The sequence below is a fragment of the Vibrio sabulosilitoris genome, from assembly GCF_055391395.1.
The window spans coordinates 590,895-614,676 of record NZ_AP029600.1; the positions used below are offsets into that span (position 1 = coordinate 590,895).

Below are 23,782 nucleotides of genomic sequence, written 5' to 3' on the forward strand. Positions count from 1 at the left end.
ACTTACTTATCATAATACCATTACTAAAAACATATGATCTAACTCAGCATTATCGATTAAACTTGAAGCAACTGATTGCAGTGCATCATATTGTAAAAGTAAAATTTCGTGCGTTCAAACTCAAACCAATAGAATACTCCTATGACCGACCAGATAGCTTCTTTCATTGCAGCGTTCACTGCAAATGCGATTTCCGATGCCTTTATACTAATTATTATTGCATTAATGATTGTTTCCATTGCTCTTTCTGCGGCGGGAAAGGCACCTCGTCTAACAGCTAGTACGGCCAACCTATTAACTTCGCTTGGTATCTTAGGGACTTTTGCAGGTATTGTTGTAGGTCTGATGGATTTTGATCCCAAGAATATTGATGGAAGCATTGAATCTTTGCTATCGGGACTCAAGACTGCATTTTTAACAAGCCTGGTTGGTATGGCTGGTTCAATCGTTTACAAAGCGATACTGGGAGTGTTGCCAAAACATGAAGAAGAACCAGATAAGCAAGTTGGGCCTGATGAAATCTATGCTGTTATGTCTCAGCAACTAGAAGCGTCAAACAAGCAGCTTGAATCCTCTTCAGAGTTATTGTCCGCGATTAGGGGAGATAGTGACTCTTCTCTAACATCTCAAATCAGAAACTTACGAACAGACGTTACTGATGGTAATAGACAGCTCAATACTCATTTGGAGAATTTTTCTCAATCGAATGAGCAGTTCAGAACCGAGCTTTGGATAAAGATGGATGAGTTTGGTGAGCTACTCTCTAAGTCTGCCACTGAGCAGGTTATTAACGCGCTCAAAGAAGTCATCGTTGAGTTTAACGATAAGCTGACTGAGCAGTTTGGAGAGAACTTCAAGCGCCTAGATGAATCGGTAAAAAAACTGGTGGATTGGCAAGAAAACTATAAGCTTCAGCTAGAAGATATGGCAAACAAGTATCAGCTTGGTGTAGACGCAATCTCCTCAACAGAGAAATCTGTAGCGAGTATTAACGAACGAGCAGAGTCCATTCCACAGACAATGGAGAAACTTCACCATGTAATGGAGCTAGGTCACGGTCAAGTGACGGAGCTGGAACACCGCCTTGAGGCATTTAGGGACCTGCGTGACAAGGCTGTTGAAGCAATGCCTCAGATTCGTGAGCAAATGGACAGCACTATGGCTGTGATTGGTGATTCGGTTAAGGCCGCTTCTACGCACTATGAGTCGATGTTAGTCGAGTCACAGAAAATTATTGACAACTTTAGTACCACAGCCAATCAGAGCGTTGAGACTATGCGCACCAACTTGGAAGAAGGGGCGGTTAAAGTATCGAGCGAACTCGAAACGAGAGCGGTTGAAATTGGTGGGCGCCTTGCAGAAGCATCAAACGATATCACGGACAACGTTACTAGTGCATCTGGTGCGCTTCAAAACAGTGCTTCTTATCTAACCGATAACTCAGACCGAATCAAACAACAGCTTGAAGATGCTATTACAGAATTAAACTCTCAATTACGTGTTCTCGTTGCTGACATCAAAGATGATGCTAAAGAAACGGGTAATGTCCTCAAGTCTGCTAATCAAGAGCTGCTATCTAGCACGCGTGATATTCAAACTGAGACGACTCAAGCGATTACAAAACTACACGATCGCTTAGAGACCACTCTCGAAGATGTATTCCAAATCCAAGCTCAAGCCGTTAAGCGTACATTTGATAGTTTGGAAGACCAAATTGTTGATTCAGTTGGTAAAACTGGTAACGCAGTAGAGAAGCAAGTCGAAGTACTTGATATCCAAATGCAGCAGGAGATTAATCGCACTATGAACGAAATGGGTGAGGCCCTGGCAACGATCACGCAGCAGTTCACTCGAGATTATCAGAAGCTTGTTCGAGAAATGTCTAATGTGGTCAACGCTGGAGCAGCAGTTTAACGATGGAAAAATTGTTCGGTTCTCAAAAGCCCAAAGAAGGAAGTGGTGAACATTGGATGTCTGTGTCCGACCTTATGGCTGGACTCATGATGGTTTTCCTGTTTATTTCAGTTGCCCTGATGCGTGATGCAATGGTTGAACGAGACAAGATTAAGGATGTCGCCGAAACCTACAAGCAAACTCAGCAAGCTATCTATATTGCGTTACTTGAAGAGTTCGCGAGGGACCTGGAAGACTGGGGAGCAGAGATTGACCGCGATACTCTCAGTGTTAACTTTACCGCTCCAGATGTACTTTTTGCCAATGGTAAAGCCAATCTAACCAACCGATTTCAATCGATATTGGGTGATTTTTTCCCTCGCTATTTAGCTGTACTTGAAAAATACCAACCAATTATCCAAGAGATCAAAATTGAAGGTCACACCTCAAGTCGTTGGAATCATGACTCAACGGACTACGAAGCCTACTTTAATAACATGCGACTCTCTCAGTCACGTACCCGAGCTGTTTTAGGTTATGTGATGGCCTTGGAACCGGTTAAGAATGACTACTATGAGTGGGTTAAAGGTAACGTTGCGGCAGTTGGTTACTCATCGTCAAAACTTGCATTAGACGAGGCTGGTGTTGAAGATGAAAAGCGCTCACGTAGAGTGTCTTTCCGAATTATTACCAATGCTGAACAACAGATACTTAAGATTTTGGGGGCGTAATGAAGCTGACTCTCAACTTAGGCTCCTTGATGACAGCTATCAATACCATGCAACCCGAGAAAAAAGGTTCCTTCAACCTAGCATATGAAGAAACGCATATAGCGAAAGTAGATAAAGAACTAGAGCAAGGTAAAGATGTAGAGCTTAAAGATGTAGAAATAGAGTCTGGTCTTTTAAGTTACCAAGGACGGAACGTCAGCCTCTATATCAAGGCTAACGGTTCGAGTGCTCGCTTTCATGTCTCTGATTGTAGAACTCTTCAATCGATGAGAGCCAATGGACGCTTTGAACGCTATGTAGTGACGAACAATACCTCAGGGGAGTTTGTTGTTGACTCTGGGTATGGAGAAACTAAAGCTAGACTGAAAGTCTGCCAGAACTGTTTGAGAAAGCTTAACTATAAAGGTTGTAACTCTTCATACGATATTCGCTCAATAGTTGCTGAATTTAACATGGCAGAATTCTTTGCGACATATAGCTCGTTTTTCCCTCATATGCCTTCTAGAAACGCAGAAACGGCTGAGACAGGATATACCGACGATTGGTCGAGAGTATCTTCACGTTATCGCGTAGACAAGAACTTTGAATGTGAGGACTGTAAGGTGAACTTGCGCACGAACCGTTCACTACTGCATGTGCATCACATCAATGGCGTTAAGTCAGATAATAGTGATAAGAACCTAAAAGCACTATGTATCGACTGTCACAGTAAACAACCGAAACATCAGCATATGGTCCTGAGCCATCGCGAAAGGCAATTGATCAATGACCTTCGTAAGGTTCAAGGTTTATTAGACGACCTTGGTGGCTGGCAAGAGCTGTTCGAATTATCAGACCCTGGCGTACATGGTGTTTTACATGCTTGTCGTGAAGTACACCTATCGCTACCAGAAGTTAATTACTATGTGATGGATAGTTTGGGTGATATAGCTTCTCGTATAGAGCTAGCTTGGCCTACACGTCGATTTGGCGTAGCGATTTCACCAAATGACATCAATGATGCAATGAAACAAGGTTGGCAAGTAATAACAGTAAATGAGTTCCTGAGTGATTACAGAAGCCAGGCTCACTCGTTGAGGTATTGATGATGAAGATGCGATTGGATCAAGTATTGGAGCGAATTATTTCAGTCAACCACGCTTGGAAGCTATCCAAAGAGGAGTTTGGAGCCGACTTCATTGCGACAAACTCCTTGAGAGACACAAAGTCATCACTTCAAGCAACCCTTCTCAGAGAGTTTCCAGAAGAGGTCTATCTGCGAGTAGCCTCAGATAGTGATGATCACGAAGAAGCCTTGTATAGCGTGAGGCTCAGAGACAAAGTACTGGTCAATGGTGCAGTTCGAGAAGATGCAGAGCACCTAGCAGCACGCATTGCAGAACAGATTTTTACTTCAAGTGAAATAAGTAAGTTTTTAAGGAATAGTTAAATATGCTAGACAGAGTCGCAATAATATCAGGTGATGGGGTAACAGATATTATCATCATCACAACGTTAGCTTTGTTCTTCTTTTTCGCTGTACGTGAAGTAAAGGCTACTTGGGGTGCAATCTCGCAGCTTAAAGCGATCGCAGGCCTTAAAAACAATCACTCTTCAGGCCTAGTAGAGTCTGAAAGCTTACCTGCGCCTCAACTTAAATGGTTGGCTGAGCACCTAATTTATACGCCTACCGAAAATGGTCTAAAAGTTGAAAGCAAAGCGGGGCTTTGGTTAACGAAGTCACCACTGTCTCATATGCTTCCACCTTGTGATTCGACCCGTTACAAGTTAGTTCCTGCACTCTTAACCAGTATCGGTATCACTGGTACGTTTTTAGGCATCACACTTGGGTTGAGTCAATTTAGCATGGCAGGCGATTCCAAAGCATTGTTGAGTTCTGCTGCTGAGCTTTTGGAGGGGATGAAAACAGCATTTTACACCTCTCTAGCTGGTTTAAGTAGCTCAGCGGTGTTTATGGCTCTCATGAAAATGTCTTCAAGTCGTCTCTCTAAAGCTCAGGCGACATTCTTAAAAGCAATTTCAAGTCAATACTTTGAGGCGAGTCCAGTCTACTACCTAAAAAATATGTCCAATGAAGGGCAGGAGGAAGTGGTTGCCGCGCAGTTGCGTTCTGCTTCAGCGATAGAAAGTATGAGCCAACAGTTTAGGGATACGGCAGCTTCGTTAAACAAGCTCGGAGATTCGTTCAATGGTGATGCTATTGCTGACAAAGTATCAGAGGCTGTCAAGGGGTCAATAGAAGATCAACTTACTCCAGCCGTGCAAGCCATTACAGGTGAGCTTTCGGCTCTAAAAGATATCAAAGAACAGTCGCAAAAAGAGCTCGTTGAGCTGCTCGTCGATAAGATGAAATCAGCGTTGATTGACCCTATATCAGAAGAGCTTAAGAAAACAAGTGAAGCGGTATCTCAGAGTAATGAAGTTTCAGCTCAGCTTAATGCTAATGTTGAGAAAGTTGTAACCAGCACGGCGCAAACCGTAGAGACAATCAATGAATTCCAGAAAGATACAATGGACAAGCTGCAACAGTTTGCCGAATCACTAAAACAAATTTTAGCGAGCTTTAAAGACGACACCCAAGGAGCGATGTCTACTATCGCGAAAGAAGTCCAAACATTGCTTGATGGCGCTTCGAAAGGTCTAGAAGAGCAGAGGGATGCCTTTGAACTCAGTGCGGGAAGAGCATCTGCAGCTTTTGAAGGAATCAAAACTTCAATGGATGGTGCGCTTAACGAAAGGCAACAAAAAGAGAAAGCACTATTCGATGGTGTGGAGTCTCGAATCAATGCACTCATCGAAGGTTCAAGTGCTGCATTCAAGCAACAAACAGATGTGTTGGAGGCTGTAGGCGATCAAGCCAGTAGTTTAATGACTTCAGCGAAGCAAGAACTAGAGTCAGGCTTAGGCGACATTGATGAAAAAGTTAAGTCGATGTCGACAACCGTTCAGAAAGAACTAGAAGCTTTCCGACTGCAGTATCAACAGAATCTAACGGCGTACTTCGAACAGCAGAATTCGTTACTAGAGGATAGCTTAAGTAAGCAGCGTAACGGTCTAAATGAGGTTGTAGAGAATTTCCGCAAAGTTTTCGAGAGCGAATACCAAGCTCGCCACAATCTACTTCAAGAGCTCACGGCACAGTATGAAAAACTAGAAGCATCAGCTCAAACAGTTGAGCGTGTAGCGAAGGCTATTGGGTTAAATGAAGCGTCAAGAATGGCAGAGCTTCAAGATGCTGCGCAAACAATGGGAAGGCAGATAGCACTATTGAAGAAAGAATATGCAACAGCTTCAGCGTCGTTTACCGATGTGACAGAGAACCTTCCGAAGGCGATGGACGAATACTTCTCGCGAGCAAATGAGAGCTTTGAAACTTTCTTCAATGATTTCGACCAATCGGCAAGCACGATCCATAATAAATTGTCACAAGCAGCTGGCTACTTGATTAACGCTCAAGTTCAAAACCGAGAATTTGAAGCAGATAGAGCGGAGGCTTGATGAGGAGTTTATCCCACTCACCAAGAACTGCAGATGCAGAAGAGTCTGGTGTATGGCTCTCGGTCGGAGATCTAATGTCAGTATTACTGATGATCTTCGCCTTGCTGCTTATCAGCGCCTTGGTTCAAATTTCTGAGGTATATGAACAGAGCCAAAATACTCGAATCGTGATTATTAAAGATATCAACGATAAGTTAAATGCGGAGGGAATTGGTGTCCAAGCCGATTCTGAAACTGGTGATATTTCAATTACAGACTCGATCTTATTTGATCTCAACGACTATAAGTTAAAATCCTCAGGGCAAGACTTTTTGAGAAAATTCATCCCCATATATTCGGATGCTATTTTTCAATCGCAAGCTACGGCTGATGAAGTAAGCCGTATTGTGATAGAAGGTCACTCTAGTTCTGAAGGCGCATTTGAGCGGAACATGGAGTTAAGTGTTCTTAGAGCAAACAGCGTTATTGCTTATATAAATAAACTGAATTCGAAAGAAGCATTTGAGACAAAAGCTGATGAGGAAGCAACTGGCGAAGCGAAAGCAATAATGTCCATGTATATTGATTCGTTTCTCTCGCATCGTACAGAGTTCATCGATAAAGTGGTTATTTCTGGTAGAGGTTCGCTCGAGGCAAGACAGGACGCTGTAGAAACCTCTGATCGTAAGGTGAAGTTCCGCTTCCAGTTCAAAGATGAGGAGTTTCTTGGCAATTTTTCAGAGGTGAAGAAAGTTGAGTAGTTCAGGTTTTTCGTTCTCGCAGCCGAGATTACCTAGCATAAATAAGTTAACCAGCCATTCATTCGATGAGTTTCTGGAACTAGGAATTACTGACGACAGGACACCGAGCTTTCCACCAAAAACACTCATGCAAATAGTGGAGCTCGTGTCTGCTCAAAGGTCAGACGAAGTTCATGTTTTCGAATGGTTAGAAGCGATTGAAAACGAAGCCCAGTGGATCAACTTAAACGAACAAGAACGAGAGCGTGCTTGTGTTGCGGTTTGGACTGGTGTTGGCAGTCAGCTGGTGCTTGGAGATATTGCGCTGTTCAAGATGGGGCTAGCGTTAGATGGAAAAGCAACGAGTGTAGTTTCTGATCTTGTTGAATCGATAGACATAGCGAGAACGGTGCCTATATGGAGTGCGATAGATCAAGCCAAATTGGATTGGCTGTTGGCGCTAAAAGCAAAAGATTTTGATGAAATGGCATCGCTTTGCTACCAAGGTAAACAGACTTTAAGTGGCTATATTAAGTTTTTGAGGTTGCCTCAAGCTAACAGTTACAAGGCTGAGTTGGCCAATTGCCTGCTAAGTCCAATATCGGATGGGAACCTATCAGATTTTGATGACGTTTGGCTTGCCAAAAACTTTTACGCATTGGACACCACTCAACAAAGAGTTGATTTTTGCGATGGCTTTATCGGTAAGTTTGAACAATTCGACTATGGTAAACAGTGTGCGGAAATTATCGAGGAACATTGTTTTCCTCTAAAGAAAAACAGCTACTGGCCTCAACTTGGTGGCGAATCAAAAGCAGTACTCAAAAAGAAATTTGGCTTAACAAGCTATTTTGATTTGCATGCAATTTCTGCGGCACTCTACTCTGAAGAAGCAGCTATTCAGCTAGATTTTAACGACTACCAAACACGCCAGATTAGAAGTCGTTCAAAGTTTTGGTCTAATTATAGTAGTCGATTTGAACGTGTTAGAGTTTTACTTCCAAGTGAAAGTTACAAGTGGGTCGAGCTCCAAAATGGATCACTCCCGGAGTTTGTGCATGTCTTGCCAAGCTCCACAAATACTGACAGCGAAATTTACATCTTCGAACTTGATGACCTGCTTGTTGTTGAGTTTCTTCGTGGAACCATTGCAGAAACGCGATTCTACAAGAAGAGTGATTGGAATACTCAAAAGCTGTTTGATAGCGACGCTCTGACGAGTGAAGACATTCGCACTATGACTCAGCTCGAAGTACACGACCACCTCGACTTTTGGCAGCACTATTGTGAAAAGTTGCTTAGAACCAAGTTTAAAGTCCTACCAAATAATGGCACGAAATCCTTCAAAGGGTTGTCGAAAGCACTGGGGCAGTACTCGGAGAGCAAAGGCCTACCTAAACCAGATCAAGCGATGGTTCAGAAACGTAAGGTGAGTTTGGAAACGTGGATTGAAAGATTTTGGGAAGCCGAAGTTAAAACCGGCAAGTTTGGTGAGTTACGTGGTCTGGCTCAAAAGAGTACGTTATATCTGTCCAAAGCAATTTTGGCCAAGCAACTTGGGAATCAGGTTGATTACGAGCTGTTTATAAAAAAAGCAGCCAATCAGGGAAACCCAGAGGCTATGTGGCAGCTTGGTAAGACAATGCTTTTGGGCTCAAACAGTGATGCGAGAACCCGAAAATACGGAGAAGATTGGGTTTCTAAAGCAGCAGCACAAGGACACAAAGAAGCGGTGGAGACAGCTAATCGTTTTAGAATTGCTTACTAATTCAAAAATCATGTCATTCTGAGATCACCTAAGGTTTGTATGGATATTCATCTAGTGTAATATCAGACTCAGTAGCTCGATGTAACCGACTAAAAAACAAAGAATAGAATGAAAAATATCCTTCTTTCAACCACAGGAACTAGCCCCCAAGTCTTAACAGAAACACTCTTTGCCATAGCAAAGAGCGGTCGACCATTTCCAGATGAAGTGTATGTCATCACCACACAAAGCAGTAAAGATGTTTTGCTCAATGGCTTAATTCGAGATGGTCATCTAGAAGCACTCAAAAGCGAGTATCAACTGCCAGAGTTCACCTTTAATGAAAGCCATGTTTGGTTGATAGAAAATGATAAAGGCGAGTATATCGACGATGCCAAATCCATCGAAGACCAAACCTTTATGGCTGACTTCATTACCAAAAAAGTGTTTGAGTTAACTCAAGATGACCATACGGCAATTCATGCGTCGCTAGCTGGTGGACGAAAAACCATGGCATTCTATTTTGGTTATGCGATGTCCATGTTCGGGCGTTCTCAGGACACATTGAGTCACGTGTTTGTCGATGATGCTTACGAATTTGTTAGAGATTTTTGGTATCCGACCAAGAATCAAAAGTGGGTTACGGGTAAAAATGGCCAAGGTGAAGTCGATGTAAGTCGGGCGACGGTAACATTGGCAGAAATTCCATTTGTTAGGATGAGAAATGCCGTAGACCCAACAGTGCTATCCACTATGGCTAATCTTTCTTTTAGTCAAACGGTAGGCATGTTGAACTCCTCTCGAGAGGGAGAGCTGTCCGTTACCATCGATGGCTCATCCAAATTGATTTCCACATTAGGTATAGATGTTTCACTGACAGCCAAAGAGCTGGCGTTCTATCTTTGGCTTTTAGACAAAGGTACTGAGGGGCTGCTTGTTGATCGATATTTTGAAGATCAACAAAAGCACAGCATCGACTTTCTAAACACTTACCGCCAGTTTGCAAGTGACCCAAGGGTGTTTAGCACCTTTGGCACCACACCAGAAGATTTTTCAGAGAGCGATTACTCATCATTATCTGGTATGAACAAAGACTTCCTGCAGCCCATTTGTTCGACCATCAATCGCAAGCTTAAAAAAGCCTTACCAACTCAAACAGCAGGTATGTTGGAGGTAACGTCGATTTCTGAAGGCGTAAACCAGCGTTATTCTGTTGCACTTTGTCGTCCAGATATCGAAGTGTCTGTCATTAACAAGCATTGTGAATCAGAGGGTTAAAGGAAAGATACTATGACCAAATCTAACTTTGAGTTCCTGAAAGGCGTTAACGATTTTCTATTTGCTATCGCTCGTGCAGCAGAAAAAAATTATACGGATGACCCGAACACAACTCTGGTAAAACTCAGAATTTTCGGAGAGTCGACGGCAAAGCACCTAGCAAAATTGCTCGATATTGAGATCCCTGAAAATCAAAACGACCTCCTACGTGAATTAGGCAAAATCCCTTTTGTTGATGACAGCATACTGAGCGTCTTCCATAAGCTTCGAAAAATCGGCAACAAGGCCGTTCATGAATATCATAACGATCTGCAAGACGCAGAGATGTGTTTGCGCCTAGCGTTTAGAGTTGCAATTTGGTACTACAGACTCGTTACTAAGCAGTACGACTTTCCCGTTCCACAGTTTGAATTACCAACCTCCGATAACAGCCCAGCTTTCGAGCAAGAAGTTTTGTCATTAAAAGCAGAGCTTGCCAGTGCGAACGAAAGAGTACGCCAAGCCGAGACCCTAACCAAAGTAGAGTTGGAAGCACAACAAGCGAAGCTCACGTCACTCAACGGTTACATTTCCGTTTTAGAGAGTAAACAAGAGGAAACTCAAGAGCAGTCTCAAGCTCGAATTACAGCTTTAGAAGCAAAACTAAAAGAAAAAGAGCTGGAGCTGTCCAAGAAGACAGAGAGCGAGCGTAAGGCTTACAAGCAGCAAATCACCAAAGAAGCGGCATCTCGAAGTCTAGAGCTAAGTGAAGCTGAAACCCGTTTTTTAATTGACTCTCAACTTCGTAAAGCGGGTTGGGATGCCGACAGCAAAATGCTCACGTTTGCTAATGGAACTCGTCCCCAGGTAGGTCGCAATATCGCCATCGCAGAGTGGCCAACTGGTAAAGATGAGACAGGGAAAACAGGGTTTGCAGATTACGTTCTATTTGTTGGACTACGCCCCATTGGTGTGGTGGAAGCCAAAAAAGCGAACAGTGATGTCTCCGCGAAGCTCAATGAAGCTTATCGCTACAGCAAGTACCTTGATTCGGCTTTTCTAAAGCAGGAGTTAGAACTTGCAGCTAACGATGATGAAATGCTGCACCAAATTGCGGAAACCTTCCCGAGTTATGCTCCTACGTGGTCTGACGCCAGTGGAAACGAAAGCTACAAAATTCCATTCTGTTTCTCCGCCAATGGTCGTGACTACCGAGCTGCGATGAAGACAAAAAGCGGCATTTGGTATCGAGACGTAAGACATGACACCAATATGCCAAAGGCGTTGCCAGAATGGCACCGCCCAGAAGAGCTCGTCGCCAAATTGGAGAATGATATACAGCTCCAAAACCGATGGTTTGCCGACAACGCCGACATGAACGATCTTGGTTTACGATACTACCAAGAAGAAGCGGTGCAAGCGGTCGAGAAAGCGATTATCGCAGGACAGCAGGATATCTTACTTGCTATGGCAACAGGTACCGGTAAGACTCGCACAGCTATCGCCCTTATGTATCGTCTTATCCAATCAAAGCGTTTTAAACGCGTGTTGTTCTTAGTCGACAGAACGTCATTGGGCAAGCAAGCATTGGATTCGTTTGAAGATACCGATATCAAAGGTTATACCTTTAACGCTATCTTTAACATCAAAGGATTAACGGACCGCTTCCCAGAAGACAGCACCAAAATTCATGTAGCAACAGTACAGTCGTTGGTTAAACGAACACTTCAAAGCGATGAAGTGATGCCAGTTGGCCGTTATGACTGCATTATTGTTGATGAGGCGCACCGTGGATACATCCTCGATAAAGAGCAGACCGAAGGGGAACTGAAGTTCCGTAATCAGCTCGATTTTATCTCTTCTTATCGCCGTATTATCGACCACTTTGATGCGGTTAAAATTGCACTTACGGCGACTCCAGCACTGCATACCATTGATATCTTTGGTGGTGGCACGCTGGGTGACACTCAGAAAAAGCCGGTTTACCGCTATAGCTATAGAAGAGCGGTCATTGATGGTTACTTATGCGACCAAGAGCCGCCAATCAAAATCAAGACCAAATTGAGTGAAGAAGGTGTCTACTTATCAAGAGGGGCAGAGGTTGTGCGTCTGTCTAATCAAGGCGAACTCATTAACGACACATTAGAGGATGAGCAAGGGTTTGAAGTCGCAGACTTTAACCGCAACCTTATTGCTTCAAACTTCAATAAGGTTGTGTGTGAGGAGTTAGTACAGCATATCGATCCAACAAGTGCCCAAAAGACATTGGTATTTTGTGTCAACAACACTCATGCAGATACGGTAGTTGAAGAACTTCGCATCGCGTTTAAGGCGAAATATCCAGACCTTGAACATGACGCGATCATCAAGATCACAGGCGATGCCGACAAGGACGCCAACAAAGTCCAATCAATGATCACTCGCTACAAAAAAGAGCGACTACCTAACATCGTGGTCACCGTTGATTTGCTGACGACAGGGGTAGATATCCCGAGTATCTGTAACCTAGTATTCATGCGAAAAGTACGCAGCCGAATTCTTTATGAGCAGATGAAAGGCCGAGCAACGCGCTTATGTCCTGCAGTCGGTAAAAGCTCATTCCGTATTTTTGACGCCGTGGATTTGTATTCGACACTGCAAAGTGTCGACACCATGCGACCAGTGGTCGTTCGTCCACAAGTTGAGCTGCAAACGTTGGTTAACGAGATCACCGACTCCGAAACATACAAAACCAAAGAAGCTGATGGACGCAGCTTTGCCGAGCATAGCTTTGATCAGTTAGTGGCGAAAATGCAGCGCATTATTAGCCACGCGCAATTTAACCGCGACCGCTCGAAAGAGATAGAATCTCAAGTGAAGCGTTTTGATGAAGTCTGTAACAATGCAGCAGGATGCGACTTTGCAAGCCTTGCAAAAACACTCAAATCCAAGGGACCAAAATGGTCAGCTGAAATCTTCAACAAAGTACCGAATTTGGTAGGTCGTTTAGAGCAGCTTAAAAACGACATTAACGCTATGCGAGACATGCCAATCTTTACCGATATTCACGATGAAGTGGTTGAGGTAACCCAGGCGTATGGGGACTTTGATAATCCAGAAGACTTTCTAGAAGCGTTTGACAAGCTTGTGGATGTTTCAGTCAACCAACAGGAAGCGTTGGACGCCATTATTAATCGTCCACGAGACCTAACTCGCAAAGGCTTGATTGAGTTGCAAGAGTGGTTCGATGCACAAGACTTCAACGAAGCGAATCTACGCAGCGCATGGAAAGCCGCTAAGAACCACGATATTGCCGCTAAGCTTATCGGTCATATTCGACGTGCCTCTATCGGGGATGCGCTACTGCCGTTTGAAAAGCGTGTTGAGCTTGCTCTAGAGAGAATAAAATCAGCCAATGATTGGAATACAGAGCAGCTAACATGGCTCGATAGGTTGGCACAATCCATCAAAGACAAGGTCATACTCGATGATGACACCTTTAAAACCGGCAACTACAAGCGCAAAGGTGGAAAACGCAAGCTTATGAAAGTCTTTAATGATGATTTAGACAGCATACTCACTCAATTCAACGAATACATGTGGGATGAACCGGCGTAGTCACGTAAAATCCACTTCATTCCGTCTACCCATAATAACGGGGTTCGTTGTCAGCGTTTAACAAGTGAATAGATATTCGTTGCTGACAGTGAGAACTCCTGAGCAAATGTAAAAAGGCGCGCCGTAACCGCGCCTTCGCATCACCAATGAAGGTGTTGCATTAATCAAGAGACCTATTATGAACAACAACGATCTCGTCGCCAAACTCTGGAAACTCTGTGACAACTTACGTGATGGTGGGGTGTCATACCAAAACTACGTTAACGAACTGGCATCCCTGCTGTTTCTTAAAATGTGTGAAGAAACGGGTCAGGAAGATGACCTGTTACCAGAGGGTTATCGTTGGGCGGATCTGAAAGCAAAAATCGGTCAAGACCAACACCAGTTCTACCGCAATATGCTGGTACAGTTGGGCGCTGATGATCACGCCATTGTTCGTGCTATTTTCCAAAACGTCAACACCACCATTACGCAGCCAGCGCAGCTTACCGAGCTGGTGGACAATATGGATAGCCTAGAGTGGTTCGAAGGCGATAAGGGCAAGAGCCGCGATGACTTTGGTGACATGTATGAAGGTCTACTGCAAAAGAACGCGAACGAGACCAAATCAGGTGCTGGTCAGTACTTTACGCCGCGTTCGCTTATCAGCACCATCGTTAAGCTTATGCAGCCGCAGCCGCGTGAAATCATTCAAGATCCAGCAGCGGGCACCGCAGGCTTTTTGATTGAAGCCGATAAATACATCAAGGCGCAAACCAACGATCTCGATGACCTCGATGATGATGACCAAGAATTCCAAATGACCAAAGCCTTTGTGGGTTTGGAACTGGTGCCAGAGACCCGTCGTCTTGCTCTTATGAACTGCTTGCTACATGACATCGAGGGCGATGAAGATGAAGGGGCAATTCGCCTTGGTAACACACTAGGCAGTGCGGGTGAAAGCTTGCCAAAAGCCAATGTAATTTTGACTAACCCTCCATTCGGTAGTGCCGCAAGTACCAACATTACTCGCACCTTTGTTCACCCAACAGGTAACAAACAGCTTTGTTTTATGCAGCATATCTACGATGCGCTGGAGCCAGGTGGTCGCGCAGCCGTTGTTATTCCAGATAATGTCTTGTTTGAAGGCGGTAAAGGTACAGAAATCCGTCGTGACTTGATGGACAAATGTAACCTACACACCATCCTACGCCTGCCAACTGGCATCTTCTACGCGCAAGGCGTGAAGACCAATGTGCTGTTTTTCCAAAAAGGCACACCAGAGAATCCAGCTCAGGACAAAGGTTGCACCAAGGAGACTTGGGTATTTGATATGCGAACCAATATGAACACCTTTGGTAAACGCCGCCCATTAACGGACAAACATTTTGATGCATTTGTAAACGCCTACGGTAGCGATGCGAATGGTCAATCTGATCGTGTTGAACGTGTATATGAGACGTTAGGCAATGTGTTTGCAGAAGGAGAAACCTCAGAGAGCCTAAGCGAGAAAGCGCACAAGGAAAATAGCCTCGAAAATGCGCGTTTCCGCAAGTTCAGCCGTGAATATGTTCGCGACCAAAAAGGCGACAGCCTAGATATCTCATGGCTAAAAGACCTAGAAGCCACCAGCGCAGAAAACTTACCAGAGCCAGAAGTGCTAGCAGGAGAAGCGATGGCTGAGCTGACCGAAGCAATGTCTGAAATTTACCAATTAATGCAATCGTTGGGTGCGAATGATGAAGCTGAGGCACAGAAACAGTTGCTCGAGGAAGCTTTTGGTTTGGAAGAAAAGCCGGAGGCAGAGTAATGAGTGTATTGCCGAAAGGTTGGGTGACTAGCACAATCGGTGAAGCTTGCTTGATTGAAAATGGTCTGAGGAAACCTATATCATTAAAAGAGCGCGCTAATTGTCAAGGTAGCTTCCCTTACTATGGTGCCACTGGGGTTATAGATTACCTAAATAACTACACCCACGAAGGTGAGTATGTTCTTATTGGTGAAGACGGAGCAAATCTTCTGTCTAAGTCAAAACCTTTAGCATTTATTGCCGACGGGAAATACTGGGTCAACAATCATGCTCATACATTAAGGTGTATTGCTGGTAGCCCAAACCAGTATCTTGAAAAGTTCTTCAATTCTCTTTCTTTAGAGTCGTGGGTTACAGGCTCCGCTCAACCGAAGCTTACGAAAAAGAATCTAGAGAGCATTCCGTACCCACTGGCCCCACTAGCCGAACAAAAACGCATCGTCGAAAAACTCGACGAGGTATTGGCACAGGTCGACACCATCAAAGCCCGTCTAGACGGTATCCCCGATTTGCTAAAACGCTTCCGCCAATCGGTACTCGCTTCTGCGGTGTCGGGGAAGTTGACGGAAGAGTGGCGTGGGATCAAGTCTTTCGGTGAATATGTAGAATTAGGTGAGCTATTGAAGGATGGCCCACAAAACGGGCTATATAAGCCATCTCGTTTTTACGGCAATGGTACAAAAATTTTTCGAATAGATAGCTTTTATGATGGCGAGTTAGTCAACTGGGAAGCAATTAAGCGTGTAGAACTAGAAGAACAAGAAATTGCCAAATACAGTGTTGGTATTGATGATGTATTAGTTAATCGTGTAAATAGTATCGAATATCTGGGCAAGTGTGCTTTAGTAAGGGAGTTACCAGAAAACGCGGTTTTCGAAAGCAATATTATGCGTATGTCAATTGATACAGAGAAAGCCTTACCTGCCTTTGTAACTATTTTTCTAAGAAGCATTTCCGGTCTAAAAGAGCTTAGGAAGAATGCAAAACTCGCAGTCAATCAAGCAAGCATAAATCAAACTGATGTAAAAGGCTGTGTACTACCGTTGCCCAAGATAGAGGAGCAAAAAGAAATTGTTCGTCTAGTCGACCAGTACTTCGCTTTCGCTGACACCATAGAAGCACAAGTGAAAAAAGCACAGGCGAGGGTAGATAACCTAACCCAAAGCATTCTAGCAAAAGCATTCCGCGGCGAACTGGTACCACAAGATCCAAACGATGAGCCCGCAGACAAGCTTTTAGAGCGCATCGCCGAAGCCCGCAAAGAGGCCGAAGCGCTCGCTAAGGCCGCTAAAAAAGCAGAGAACGCGAAAAAGCGTGCAGCGAAAAAGGCTGCTGAAAATAACTAATTTATAAATGTATTAGCACGCTGAACAGCGTGCTTTTTTATGAGTATCGGTATGAGTAAAGTAACTAGTCCTACATTTCCTTTTTCAATCTGGAAGGTGTCTCATGGCGCCAACGATATATCTGAGCAACAATCTCAGTGGCTCGATCAAAACTGCTATCTAACGGTTCATCAAGATACTAAAAAGTCGCAAGGTAGTGCATTTTCTGATGGGTTATCTATTGGCTCGTTGGTGAGTCTGTCAAGAAGTGGTGATGTTAAATCTCTCGTTAGAGTCACTAGCGGTGTGATCGATTGCGATGACTCGCCGCTAGATGAAGGGTGGTTAGTTCGGAGCTATCAGATAGTCTGTGAGCTTCCCAAGCCCATTGCTTATGATTCACGCTTTAAGCGAGGCTGGACACCTAATTACAACGGGACAATTTATAGAGTTCCTAGAGAACAATTTGCCGACTTCGAAGAGCAAATACTGCGACCTTTCTACGGACTTTCTTTACAGGAGATAACCCAACGTATGGTTGAACAAGATGATCGGGATGAACAGGTAGTTCTGCAACCTCAAGAACAAGTTTCTCATGTTCCTTTAAATCAAATCCTCTATGGCCCCCCTGGTACAGGTAAAACCTACCACACTATTGAAGCAGCAGTAAAAGCCGCAGATCCAGAGTTTTACCTTGGGCTGAATATCGATCAGAAGGTCGGTGCAACTACGGAGCAACGTGCTGCGCTGCAGAAAAAATACCAACAACTCTGTGATGCTAAACGTATCCGCTTTGTCACTTTCCATCAAAGCTATGGCTATGAGGAGTTTGTAGAGGGTCTACGAGCTAATACAACCGAAGACAACCAAGTATCTTATCGTGTCGAAGATGGTATCTTCAAAAAGGCATGTCGCGCAGCTAGTAATGAAGCCAAAGGGTTACTGGAAACGTTCATAGACCAAGTAAGCATTGAACCAATAGAGCTGACCACTAAGAATAATCACGAGTTTTTATGTTCTGTGGATAGCAGTTCAAATCGCAAGAGCTTCGATATTACCCCCCAATCAACACAGACTCGGCAAGATGCACGATACGCAGACGTCTCGCGTTACTTAGGAGGTGAGGCTGAGAACGACAATACTCACAACTACTCTTATGTGCGAGCTATTGGGGAGTACTTAAAACAAAAATTCAAACCCAGCACGCACGACAAACCCAACTATGTTCTCATTATTGACGAAATAAATCGCGGAAATATCTCGAAAATTTTCGGTGAACTAATCACTTTATTGGAGCCTTCGAAGCGTTTTGGGCAAAGTGAAGCTATCACATTGACACTACCTTATTCAGGAGATCAATTTTCGGTACCTGACAATCTTTATCTTATCGGTACGATGAACACCGCTGACCGATCTCTGGCTATGATGGATACCGCATTGCGACGCCGTTTCGAGTTTGTCGAGATGATGCCAACGCCTAGCTTGTTAAGTAACGTTGTGGTCAAAGGCATTGATTTAGAGAAGTTGCTAGAAACTCTAAATCAACGCATTGAAGTGCTTTACGACCGTGAACACACCTTAGGACATGCGTTCTTTATGCCAGTGAAGGAATGTGTTAAGCAAGGTGATGATAATCAGGCCTTTATCGTGTTGAAGTCGGTCTTTCAAAATAAAATCATCCCTTTGCTCGAAGAGTATTTCTTTGAAGATTGGAACAAGATCCGCTTGGTGCTAGCGGACAACCAGAAAGCCGAGAATGCCCAATTAGAGGACTTGCAGTTTATTTCTGAACAAAAGCTAACCACTACTGCGTTGGGAACACTGTTTGGCCATAATCATGGCTTAAACCAGTACGGCGAGGAACAACAGAAATTCACACTAAAAGATAAAACCGATAGTGTTTGGGATAACCCTTCTGCCTACATTGGGATCTATTCGTTGGGTCAAGCGTCGGGTGATTAATCATGGGCGCTAGCAACAGATCATTGCACAATGGCAACGGGGTAGCGAGCGGGCATCCTGTTGTCTTTGAGTTTGGTTTTCTTTGTAGTGACAAAGATGCTGCGATTCAGTTCGGCTTGTGCCATGTCTCCGAACGTTCATTTGAATACCTCGAGTCGCTTTTTTTCAATCAGCAAAGTGCCAGCCAGTATGAGCCCGAGGAGAGAAACAGTAACGTATCGCAGTTTCTGCAATTGAGAACTCGTTTTGGCTACAAGGTTCTGCAAGTAAAGAACTACGTTGGTGTCATTTTTACGCCACATGGCCAGCATATAGAGGTATTGCCCAAAATAGCCAAAACGGCGGAAGACTTTGAACTGGGTGTTACTGAGTCACGAAGCAAATTGTTAATGATGCTCAGACATCTGGGCGAGTTTAGGCACCTAGCCACCGATTCTGCCAGCGTCGATACGCTTAAGATGCCGCTCCTTGAAGTATTTATTAAGCAGTTTTTGGATAGTGTAAATCAACTGGTCAAACGTGGTTTGCGAAGTGATTATGTGCGCTGTGAGGACAATTTAGCGTTTCAAAAGGGCAAGCTCAAAGTGTCTAAGCAGCTTCGTCACAATGTGGTGAACAAGCATAAGTTCTTTGTTGAGTATGACGAGTATCTTCAAGACCGACCTGCGAACCGTCTAATTAGGGCTGCCTTAAAAAAGGTTGCCTCGTACACCAGAGCCAATGTTAACCAGCGTTTATTGCGAGAACTCGACTTTGCTTTCGATGAGGTACCCGCAAGTCTTAATGCGAAACAAGATTTTGCGCGAGTGAAATTGGACCGAAGTATGAGCTATTACCAAGCGCCTTTGGCTTGGGCTCGTTTGATTCTCGAAGGTTTTTCCCCGCTGAGTATGAAAGGCACATCGAACGCACAATCGTTACTGTTTCCAATGGAATCAGTGTTCGAAAGCTACGTTGCCTCAGTGCTAAACGAGCAACTGATACCCGAAGCAAAACTGCATACCCAAACGACCAGTGAGTATTTGGTTCAACATCAAAATCGCCGCCAGTTCCAGTTAAGACCTGATTTGCTTATCACTCACCGTGAAGGTACAAGTTCAGAGGGAATAAAACTGGTGCTGGATACGAAATGGAAGTTGATTGATATCCAAGCTAAAAATTACGGCTTGGCTCAGTCTGATTTCTATCAAATGCTGGCCTACGGGCAGAATTATCAAGATGGAGCGGGTGATCTTGTGCTGATTTACCCACGACATGATGGATTCCAAGAGCCGATAGAGTTCTCATTTGAGTTTACTAAAGACCTACGGTTGTGGGTTGTCCCGTTTGAAATAGAGCAGGGCGGACTTAGTCGATTGATTACCCGAGACTATCACCCATTTCACAAGCTTATGAAGAGTAAGCCCCTGCATTTGTGAGTTAAGCTCTGAGCTATTGTAATGCTCAGAATTATAATAAGAATGAACCGCTAATGATTAGAGACAGACTATTAGACAGGCTTTTACTCGAATTTGGTGAGCCAGCACGCGTCACTAAAAAGGTAAATGCATGGCATATCACAAGCCATTTCGGCATCGTGATTGAGGTCGATACGCCAAAAGATGGGTCGTATGCCAATGTCTGGCTACCTGAACCATTTGGTGATGTGACATTACCAGAGATCCCAACAACGCGTTACCCCGAAGACAAAGGTCGTCACAGCAACACATACAGCACACCAGGTCTAACGCGAGGGGAGTCGGCGCTTAAAGTTAAGGTACAGACCCAAAAACATATTGATGCGTTTTTAGGGTATTTGTTGCCGGAGTAACGGCTCTATTTTAATCAATTAGAAAAGTAATAATAACGTCAGTTAGGTAGGGACAATATGAACACATTCAGACACTGTATTCAGTCAATTTTGTCTTTTAGAGGTTTAGACAAAGTGACGGGACAACCACTTTATAGCTATAAGCTCAGCGATAATGAGTTTGAACTGTTGGAACAATCACTGTTAAACAGCTTACGGAGCAATAGCATAGCCAGTTACGTTCCGACGGCTATAAGTTCTGAATGGTCGGGGGCCTTTGTGTTATTTGCCTCTGAGTGGTGGCGCAGGAAGTTTTCAGGTGGACATTGGAGTTGGGAGCCTGTTTTTGGCGCTTTAGGTCTTCATGAGTCAGAGCTTTCTCCGGCGCAGAGAAGTCGTATGGTAGCTGCTGGCTGTCGCTACTGGCGAAGGCCAATTCTAATGAATGCGCAAGGTCATATGTTTCTGGGAACAGTTGCTGTTGAAGGGGGACTGCCGCTGCAGTTGGTGACCGATTCGAACAGTAAACTCGCCTATTACTTTGAGCAGGTGATCCAAGACTTTGATAAATACACATTATCAAAGCCTGATTCATTGACGATAGCAAAAGCACATGATCATCATATTGCGTCTTCATTTAGAAACGATGCAGTTTACTCAGTGGTCGGTAAGATCGCTGAAGCGATTTTTTCTTTGGCAGATCAGCATGACCTAGGTAAGCAGGAAGATCCCTTAATGTATCTTGACGTCGTTGAGCCCAACTGGGTAGATAGGCTGCCACTCAACATAGAGCATACGGTCGCTAAGAGTTTGTTAGATAGGGCGTTAGGTAAAGCGATTGTTGTCCAGCGTAAGATGCCGGAAACGATTCGATTACTTCGCTCGTTAAAGCCACAGCACAATAGGCATGCTTTTACGGTCGATGATTTAGGTGAGGTTGAAGTAAACTACGTTTGCTCGTTAGAACTAACGTTGCGATCTCGCGTCAACACACTCTACATTCAGCAGCTATTTAACATGGCGAGCTTACCTGAACGTTTCAGTCTTTTCGCTGTAGGCAAAAAACCGCTTCTTGTGGCGAAGGCCTTTCGCCCCAAAAATACCCCGGATAGATACTTAGTTGATGTACTTGAAAGTCAGCTGCCTGCAGATTGGTTTAGCTGTGAAATAGAGTTGATGGCTAGAGATGATCAAGGCGAGACGTGGTTTGCTCCTGTAATTGGAGGCAGCTCGGCATCTGATAAAGAACCTTGGGTATTCATCGAGAAAGAAGAACAATGGGTGTTCGCGGGCGCAGGGGACGTTATCTGTGAGGCCAGCAAGGCAATCATTGCGACTCAACAAGGATATGTTGTCGAACAGGCTTCAGAGCAATGCGAGGTTATAGACAGCTCTGCTTTGCAAGATGATCGCCAGCTTACATTGCTTCGAGAGGCTGGTCGATACAATGTCGGTCAGTATCACATCGTACTTGGAGGTGAGAGGGTTCAACTCAAAGAGTATGTGTGGCAAGGCGACGTTTTACCCTTTCAAACATCGCCACAAAAATGCTTCATAGGCACCCCAAAACTTATCGAACTGAATGAGCAAGGTGTTCGAACTCCGATACAGGAAAGCTCGGTTCAGTGGCACGATCTGAACAAGCAACAATGGTCTTCGTTGAGGACACTACCAGCGGGGAAAAGTGAGGTTCGATACACAAATCAGTCAGGTACCAACAAGCACTTTCGAATTGCTAGTGTTCCGAGTGATTTTCGAGTTGATTTAATTCCTGCTACGGATCTTAGCCAAGGCAGAGTAGTGATATCAACCAGTTGCCCCCCTTTGGTAGCATTGGCAAAAGACAACCATGATCATGTCAAAATGCAGGTGTCTTCAACGGAGCAAGCAGTAGTTCTCGAACTTAGTGCCAATGGCACTTACCCGCCAGCATACATAGATCTCGAAATCTGGTGGCAAGATAAGCCTAAATCTATAGAAATGAGATTGCCTTTCCCTAGCAAGGGAGTGTGTTTACTTGACGCTAAGCAACAGAGAGTCGACAACCACAGTGAGATCTTGGTTGATAGTTTGAGTAGCTATGAGTTATACGGTTGTGGATTAGACGGTGAGATTGAGGTTCAGTTCTCGTTGAGGGCTAAGGACGTCAGAGGTGCCTTTGCTCGTTCTGCCTTTTATAAAACGGTCCTCTCTTCGGTCGATGATATGTCTGCTGGTTTATCACTCTCCGCATTTCGTTCTAGCGTTCAATCTCTATTTGCACTTTCGACAAGTCTAGATGCAAAAGTAAAAATGGAAGTCATGCATCATGGCCACGAAGTTTTTTCCGTTGATCTCGCACTATATCAATTTACACTCTTACCAGACCGCTCTAATAGCCATGTAGTTTTGAGCTCAGCGGCGAGCTCACACCTAGATAACATCGCAGCTATAGACTTGTTTACCATTCCCCTAGGGCAGCCAGACCAGACTCCTATTCCACTGAAACTAGAGTCTGTAGATGATTCAGAACGCTATTGTTGGCATATGCCTGATGAAGAGCTCGAGCCGGGCGCTTGGTTGGTTTACTGCAACGAACCTAAATTTGGCATTCGACCTGTTATGTGGACGAAAGATCTACAACTTCTTCCGGCCCCCAAAGGTGCTTTTGAAGCTGCTGCTGGCATTAGTCGGAACATCGATCGCATCAAAGCCTTCAGTCATGCAGCAAAAGAGTTAGCCGCTGACTACTCATCGGTTGAGTGGAAGTACGTTCGAACATTATTAGCTTTCAATCAAGTACCTTTGACGACCTTTGATCTATGGCGCGGAGCCTCTCAGCAACCTGAATTCATGCTTGCGTTGCTACTGCAGGCTAACAAGTCAGAAATCGAAGCTGTATGGAAGATGGATAAGCAGTTTCCTTTGTTGTGGGCTTCACTCGATATTCAGCAGTCCATTAAAGTAGTTCGAGCCTACTATGAGTACTTACTGGAAAGGCTAGGTGGAGAGGGCATGGAAGAGCTGGTTCAAGATAGGATTATGAAAAAGCTATCGGAATTAGAATCGTTCTTTCCTAGCCTTTCTTCGCTCATACAGTTATTCGGCGTCAAGATTGCTTTCAATTTAGAGAAGTCCTTTATAGAGGTCGGCGATTATACCGCTCAACTGCGAGCCATACGTGGTCAATTGGCACAGCGGAAGTGTGAAAATGAATGGCCATGCCATAACGCGAACGATGTGTTTGGGCAGGTAATACAAAGAGTACACACACAGATCGTAGAACTTTGTCTCGCTGGTGATTACTCATTTAAAAACAATGTAATGAACGCTCCCGTCCTGCTTGCATTGGCGACGGCTGGACATGCTGACTTACGAATGACCGCTGAGGTGGTTCATGCGATGCGGGAGTATCGCAGGTTTGATGAAACCTACTTCGATGAAGCGTTTAATCTGACACAGAAATTAATTATTGGTTTGCTCAACGTTTAGTTTG

15 protein-coding genes are annotated in these 23,782 nt (G+C 44.3%); all 15 read left to right on the forward strand.

All coding sequences use genetic code 11. The features are described from left to right. Nucleotides 1-141: 141 nt before the first annotated feature. The 15 genes from ACZ5R2_RS18425 (at nt 142) to ACZ5R2_RS18495 (ending at nt 23,778) form a co-directional block, all read left to right on the forward strand. A complete protein-coding gene (locus ACZ5R2_RS18425; protein WP_464903146.1) occupies nt 142-1,914 on the forward strand; it encodes a hypothetical protein in 1,773 nt (590 codons plus the stop codon). A 2-nt stretch (nt 1,915-1,916) separates the two neighbouring features. Beyond that, nucleotides 1,917-2,624: an OmpA family protein gene (locus ACZ5R2_RS18430; RefSeq protein WP_464903145.1), complete on the forward strand. Its 708-nt coding sequence runs from the start codon at nt 1,917-1,919 to the stop codon at nt 2,622-2,624. Then, complete coding sequence (locus ACZ5R2_RS18435; RefSeq protein ID WP_464903144.1) at nt 2,624-3,709, forward strand: HNH endonuclease; 1,086 nt, start codon at nt 2,624-2,626, stop codon at nt 3,707-3,709. Before ACZ5R2_RS18430 ends, ACZ5R2_RS18435 begins: the two co-directional genes overlap by 1 nt. Then, nucleotides 3,709-4,053, forward strand: coding sequence for a hypothetical protein (locus ACZ5R2_RS18440; protein ID WP_464919468.1), 345 nt, complete (start codon nt 3,709-3,711; stop codon nt 4,051-4,053). Before ACZ5R2_RS18435 ends, ACZ5R2_RS18440 begins: the two co-directional genes overlap by 1 nt. A 2-nt stretch (nt 4,054-4,055) precedes the next feature. Continuing rightward, nucleotides 4,056-6,122 carry a chemotaxis protein gene (locus ACZ5R2_RS18445; protein ID WP_464903142.1) on the forward strand — a complete coding sequence of 689 codons (2,067 nt, stop codon included), beginning with the start codon at nt 4,056-4,058 and terminating at the stop codon, nt 6,120-6,122. After that, the gene (locus ACZ5R2_RS18450; RefSeq protein ID WP_464903141.1) at nt 6,122-6,862 is read left to right on the forward strand and encodes a chemotaxis protein MotB; all 741 of its coding nucleotides are present in this window, start codon (nt 6,122-6,124) and stop codon (nt 6,860-6,862) included. Before ACZ5R2_RS18445 ends, ACZ5R2_RS18450 begins: the two co-directional genes overlap by 1 nt. Then, a complete protein-coding gene (locus ACZ5R2_RS18455; protein ID WP_464903140.1) occupies nt 6,855-8,609 on the forward strand; it encodes an EH signature domain-containing protein in 1,755 nt (584 codons plus the stop codon). Before ACZ5R2_RS18450 ends, ACZ5R2_RS18455 begins: the two co-directional genes overlap by 8 nt. Before the next feature lie 108 nt (nt 8,610-8,717). Beyond that, nucleotides 8,718-9,866: a CRISPR-associated ring nuclease Csm6 gene (gene csm6, locus ACZ5R2_RS18460; protein WP_464903139.1), complete on the forward strand. Its 1,149-nt coding sequence runs from the start codon at nt 8,718-8,720 to the stop codon at nt 9,864-9,866. Between the two features lie 12 nt (nt 9,867-9,878). Then, nucleotides 9,879-13,442, forward strand: coding sequence for a type I restriction-modification system endonuclease (gene hsdR, locus ACZ5R2_RS18465; protein WP_464903138.1), 3,564 nt, complete (start codon nt 9,879-9,881; stop codon nt 13,440-13,442). Between the two features lie 178 nt (nt 13,443-13,620). Then, nucleotides 13,621-15,231 carry an N-6 DNA methylase gene (locus tag ACZ5R2_RS18470; protein ID WP_464903137.1) on the forward strand — a complete coding sequence of 537 codons (1,611 nt, stop codon included), beginning with the start codon at nt 13,621-13,623 and terminating at the stop codon, nt 15,229-15,231. Then, the gene (locus ACZ5R2_RS18475) at nt 15,231-16,577 is read left to right on the forward strand and encodes a restriction endonuclease subunit S (protein WP_464903136.1); all 1,347 of its coding nucleotides are present in this window, start codon (nt 15,231-15,233) and stop codon (nt 16,575-16,577) included. The genes ACZ5R2_RS18470 and ACZ5R2_RS18475 overlap by 1 nt, the downstream gene beginning before the upstream one ends. A gap of 51 nt (nt 16,578-16,628) precedes the next feature. After that, entirely contained in the window at nt 16,629-18,518 is a 1,890-nt protein-coding gene (locus ACZ5R2_RS18480) for an McrB family protein (RefSeq protein ID WP_464903135.1), read from the forward strand. 2 nt (nt 18,519-18,520) lie between these two features. Continuing rightward, entirely contained in the window at nt 18,521-19,936 is a 1,416-nt protein-coding gene (locus ACZ5R2_RS18485) for an McrC family protein (RefSeq protein WP_464903134.1), read from the forward strand. Nucleotides 19,937-19,989: 53 nt separating this feature from the next. Next, a complete protein-coding gene (locus tag ACZ5R2_RS18490) occupies nt 19,990-20,328 on the forward strand; it encodes a hypothetical protein (RefSeq protein WP_464903133.1) in 339 nt (112 codons plus the stop codon). Between the two features lie 57 nt (nt 20,329-20,385). Then, on the forward strand, nt 20,386-23,778 hold the full coding sequence (locus ACZ5R2_RS18495) for an STY4851/ECs_5259 family protein (RefSeq protein WP_464903132.1): 3,393 nt from the start codon (nt 20,386-20,388) through the stop codon (nt 23,776-23,778). Nucleotides 23,779-23,782: the final 4 nt, after the last annotated feature.

Excerpts from the sequence above, each read along its gene's own strand:
- ACZ5R2_RS18425 (WP_464903146.1), top strand. The coding sequence starts at position 142 with ATGACCGACCAGATAGCTTCTTTCATTGCAGCGTTCACTGCAAATGCG.
- ACZ5R2_RS18430 (WP_464903145.1), top strand. The coding sequence starts at position 1,917 with ATGGAAAAATTGTTCGGTTCTCAAAAGCCCAAAGAAGGAAGTGGTGAA.
- ACZ5R2_RS18435 (WP_464903144.1), top strand. The coding sequence starts at position 2,624 with ATGAAGCTGACTCTCAACTTAGGCTCCTTGATGACAGCTATCAATACC.
- ACZ5R2_RS18440 (WP_464919468.1), top strand. The coding sequence starts at position 3,709 with ATGATGAAGATGCGATTGGATCAAGTATTGGAGCGAATTATTTCAGTC.
- ACZ5R2_RS18445 (WP_464903142.1), top strand. The coding sequence starts at position 4,056 with ATGCTAGACAGAGTCGCAATAATATCAGGTGATGGGGTAACAGATATT.
- ACZ5R2_RS18450 (WP_464903141.1), top strand. The coding sequence starts at position 6,122 with ATGAGGAGTTTATCCCACTCACCAAGAACTGCAGATGCAGAAGAGTCT.
- csm6 (WP_464903139.1), top strand. The coding sequence starts at position 8,718 with ATGAAAAATATCCTTCTTTCAACCACAGGAACTAGCCCCCAAGTCTTA.
- hsdR (WP_464903138.1), top strand. The coding sequence starts at position 9,879 with ATGACCAAATCTAACTTTGAGTTCCTGAAAGGCGTTAACGATTTTCTA.
- ACZ5R2_RS18470 (WP_464903137.1), top strand. The coding sequence starts at position 13,621 with ATGAACAACAACGATCTCGTCGCCAAACTCTGGAAACTCTGTGACAAC.
- ACZ5R2_RS18475 (WP_464903136.1), top strand. The coding sequence starts at position 15,231 with ATGAGTGTATTGCCGAAAGGTTGGGTGACTAGCACAATCGGTGAAGCT.
- ACZ5R2_RS18480 (WP_464903135.1), top strand. The coding sequence starts at position 16,629 with ATGAGTAAAGTAACTAGTCCTACATTTCCTTTTTCAATCTGGAAGGTG.
- ACZ5R2_RS18485 (WP_464903134.1), top strand. The coding sequence starts at position 18,521 with ATGGGCGCTAGCAACAGATCATTGCACAATGGCAACGGGGTAGCGAGC.
- ACZ5R2_RS18490 (WP_464903133.1), top strand. The coding sequence starts at position 19,990 with ATGATTAGAGACAGACTATTAGACAGGCTTTTACTCGAATTTGGTGAG.
- ACZ5R2_RS18495 (WP_464903132.1), top strand. The coding sequence starts at position 20,386 with ATGAACACATTCAGACACTGTATTCAGTCAATTTTGTCTTTTAGAGGT.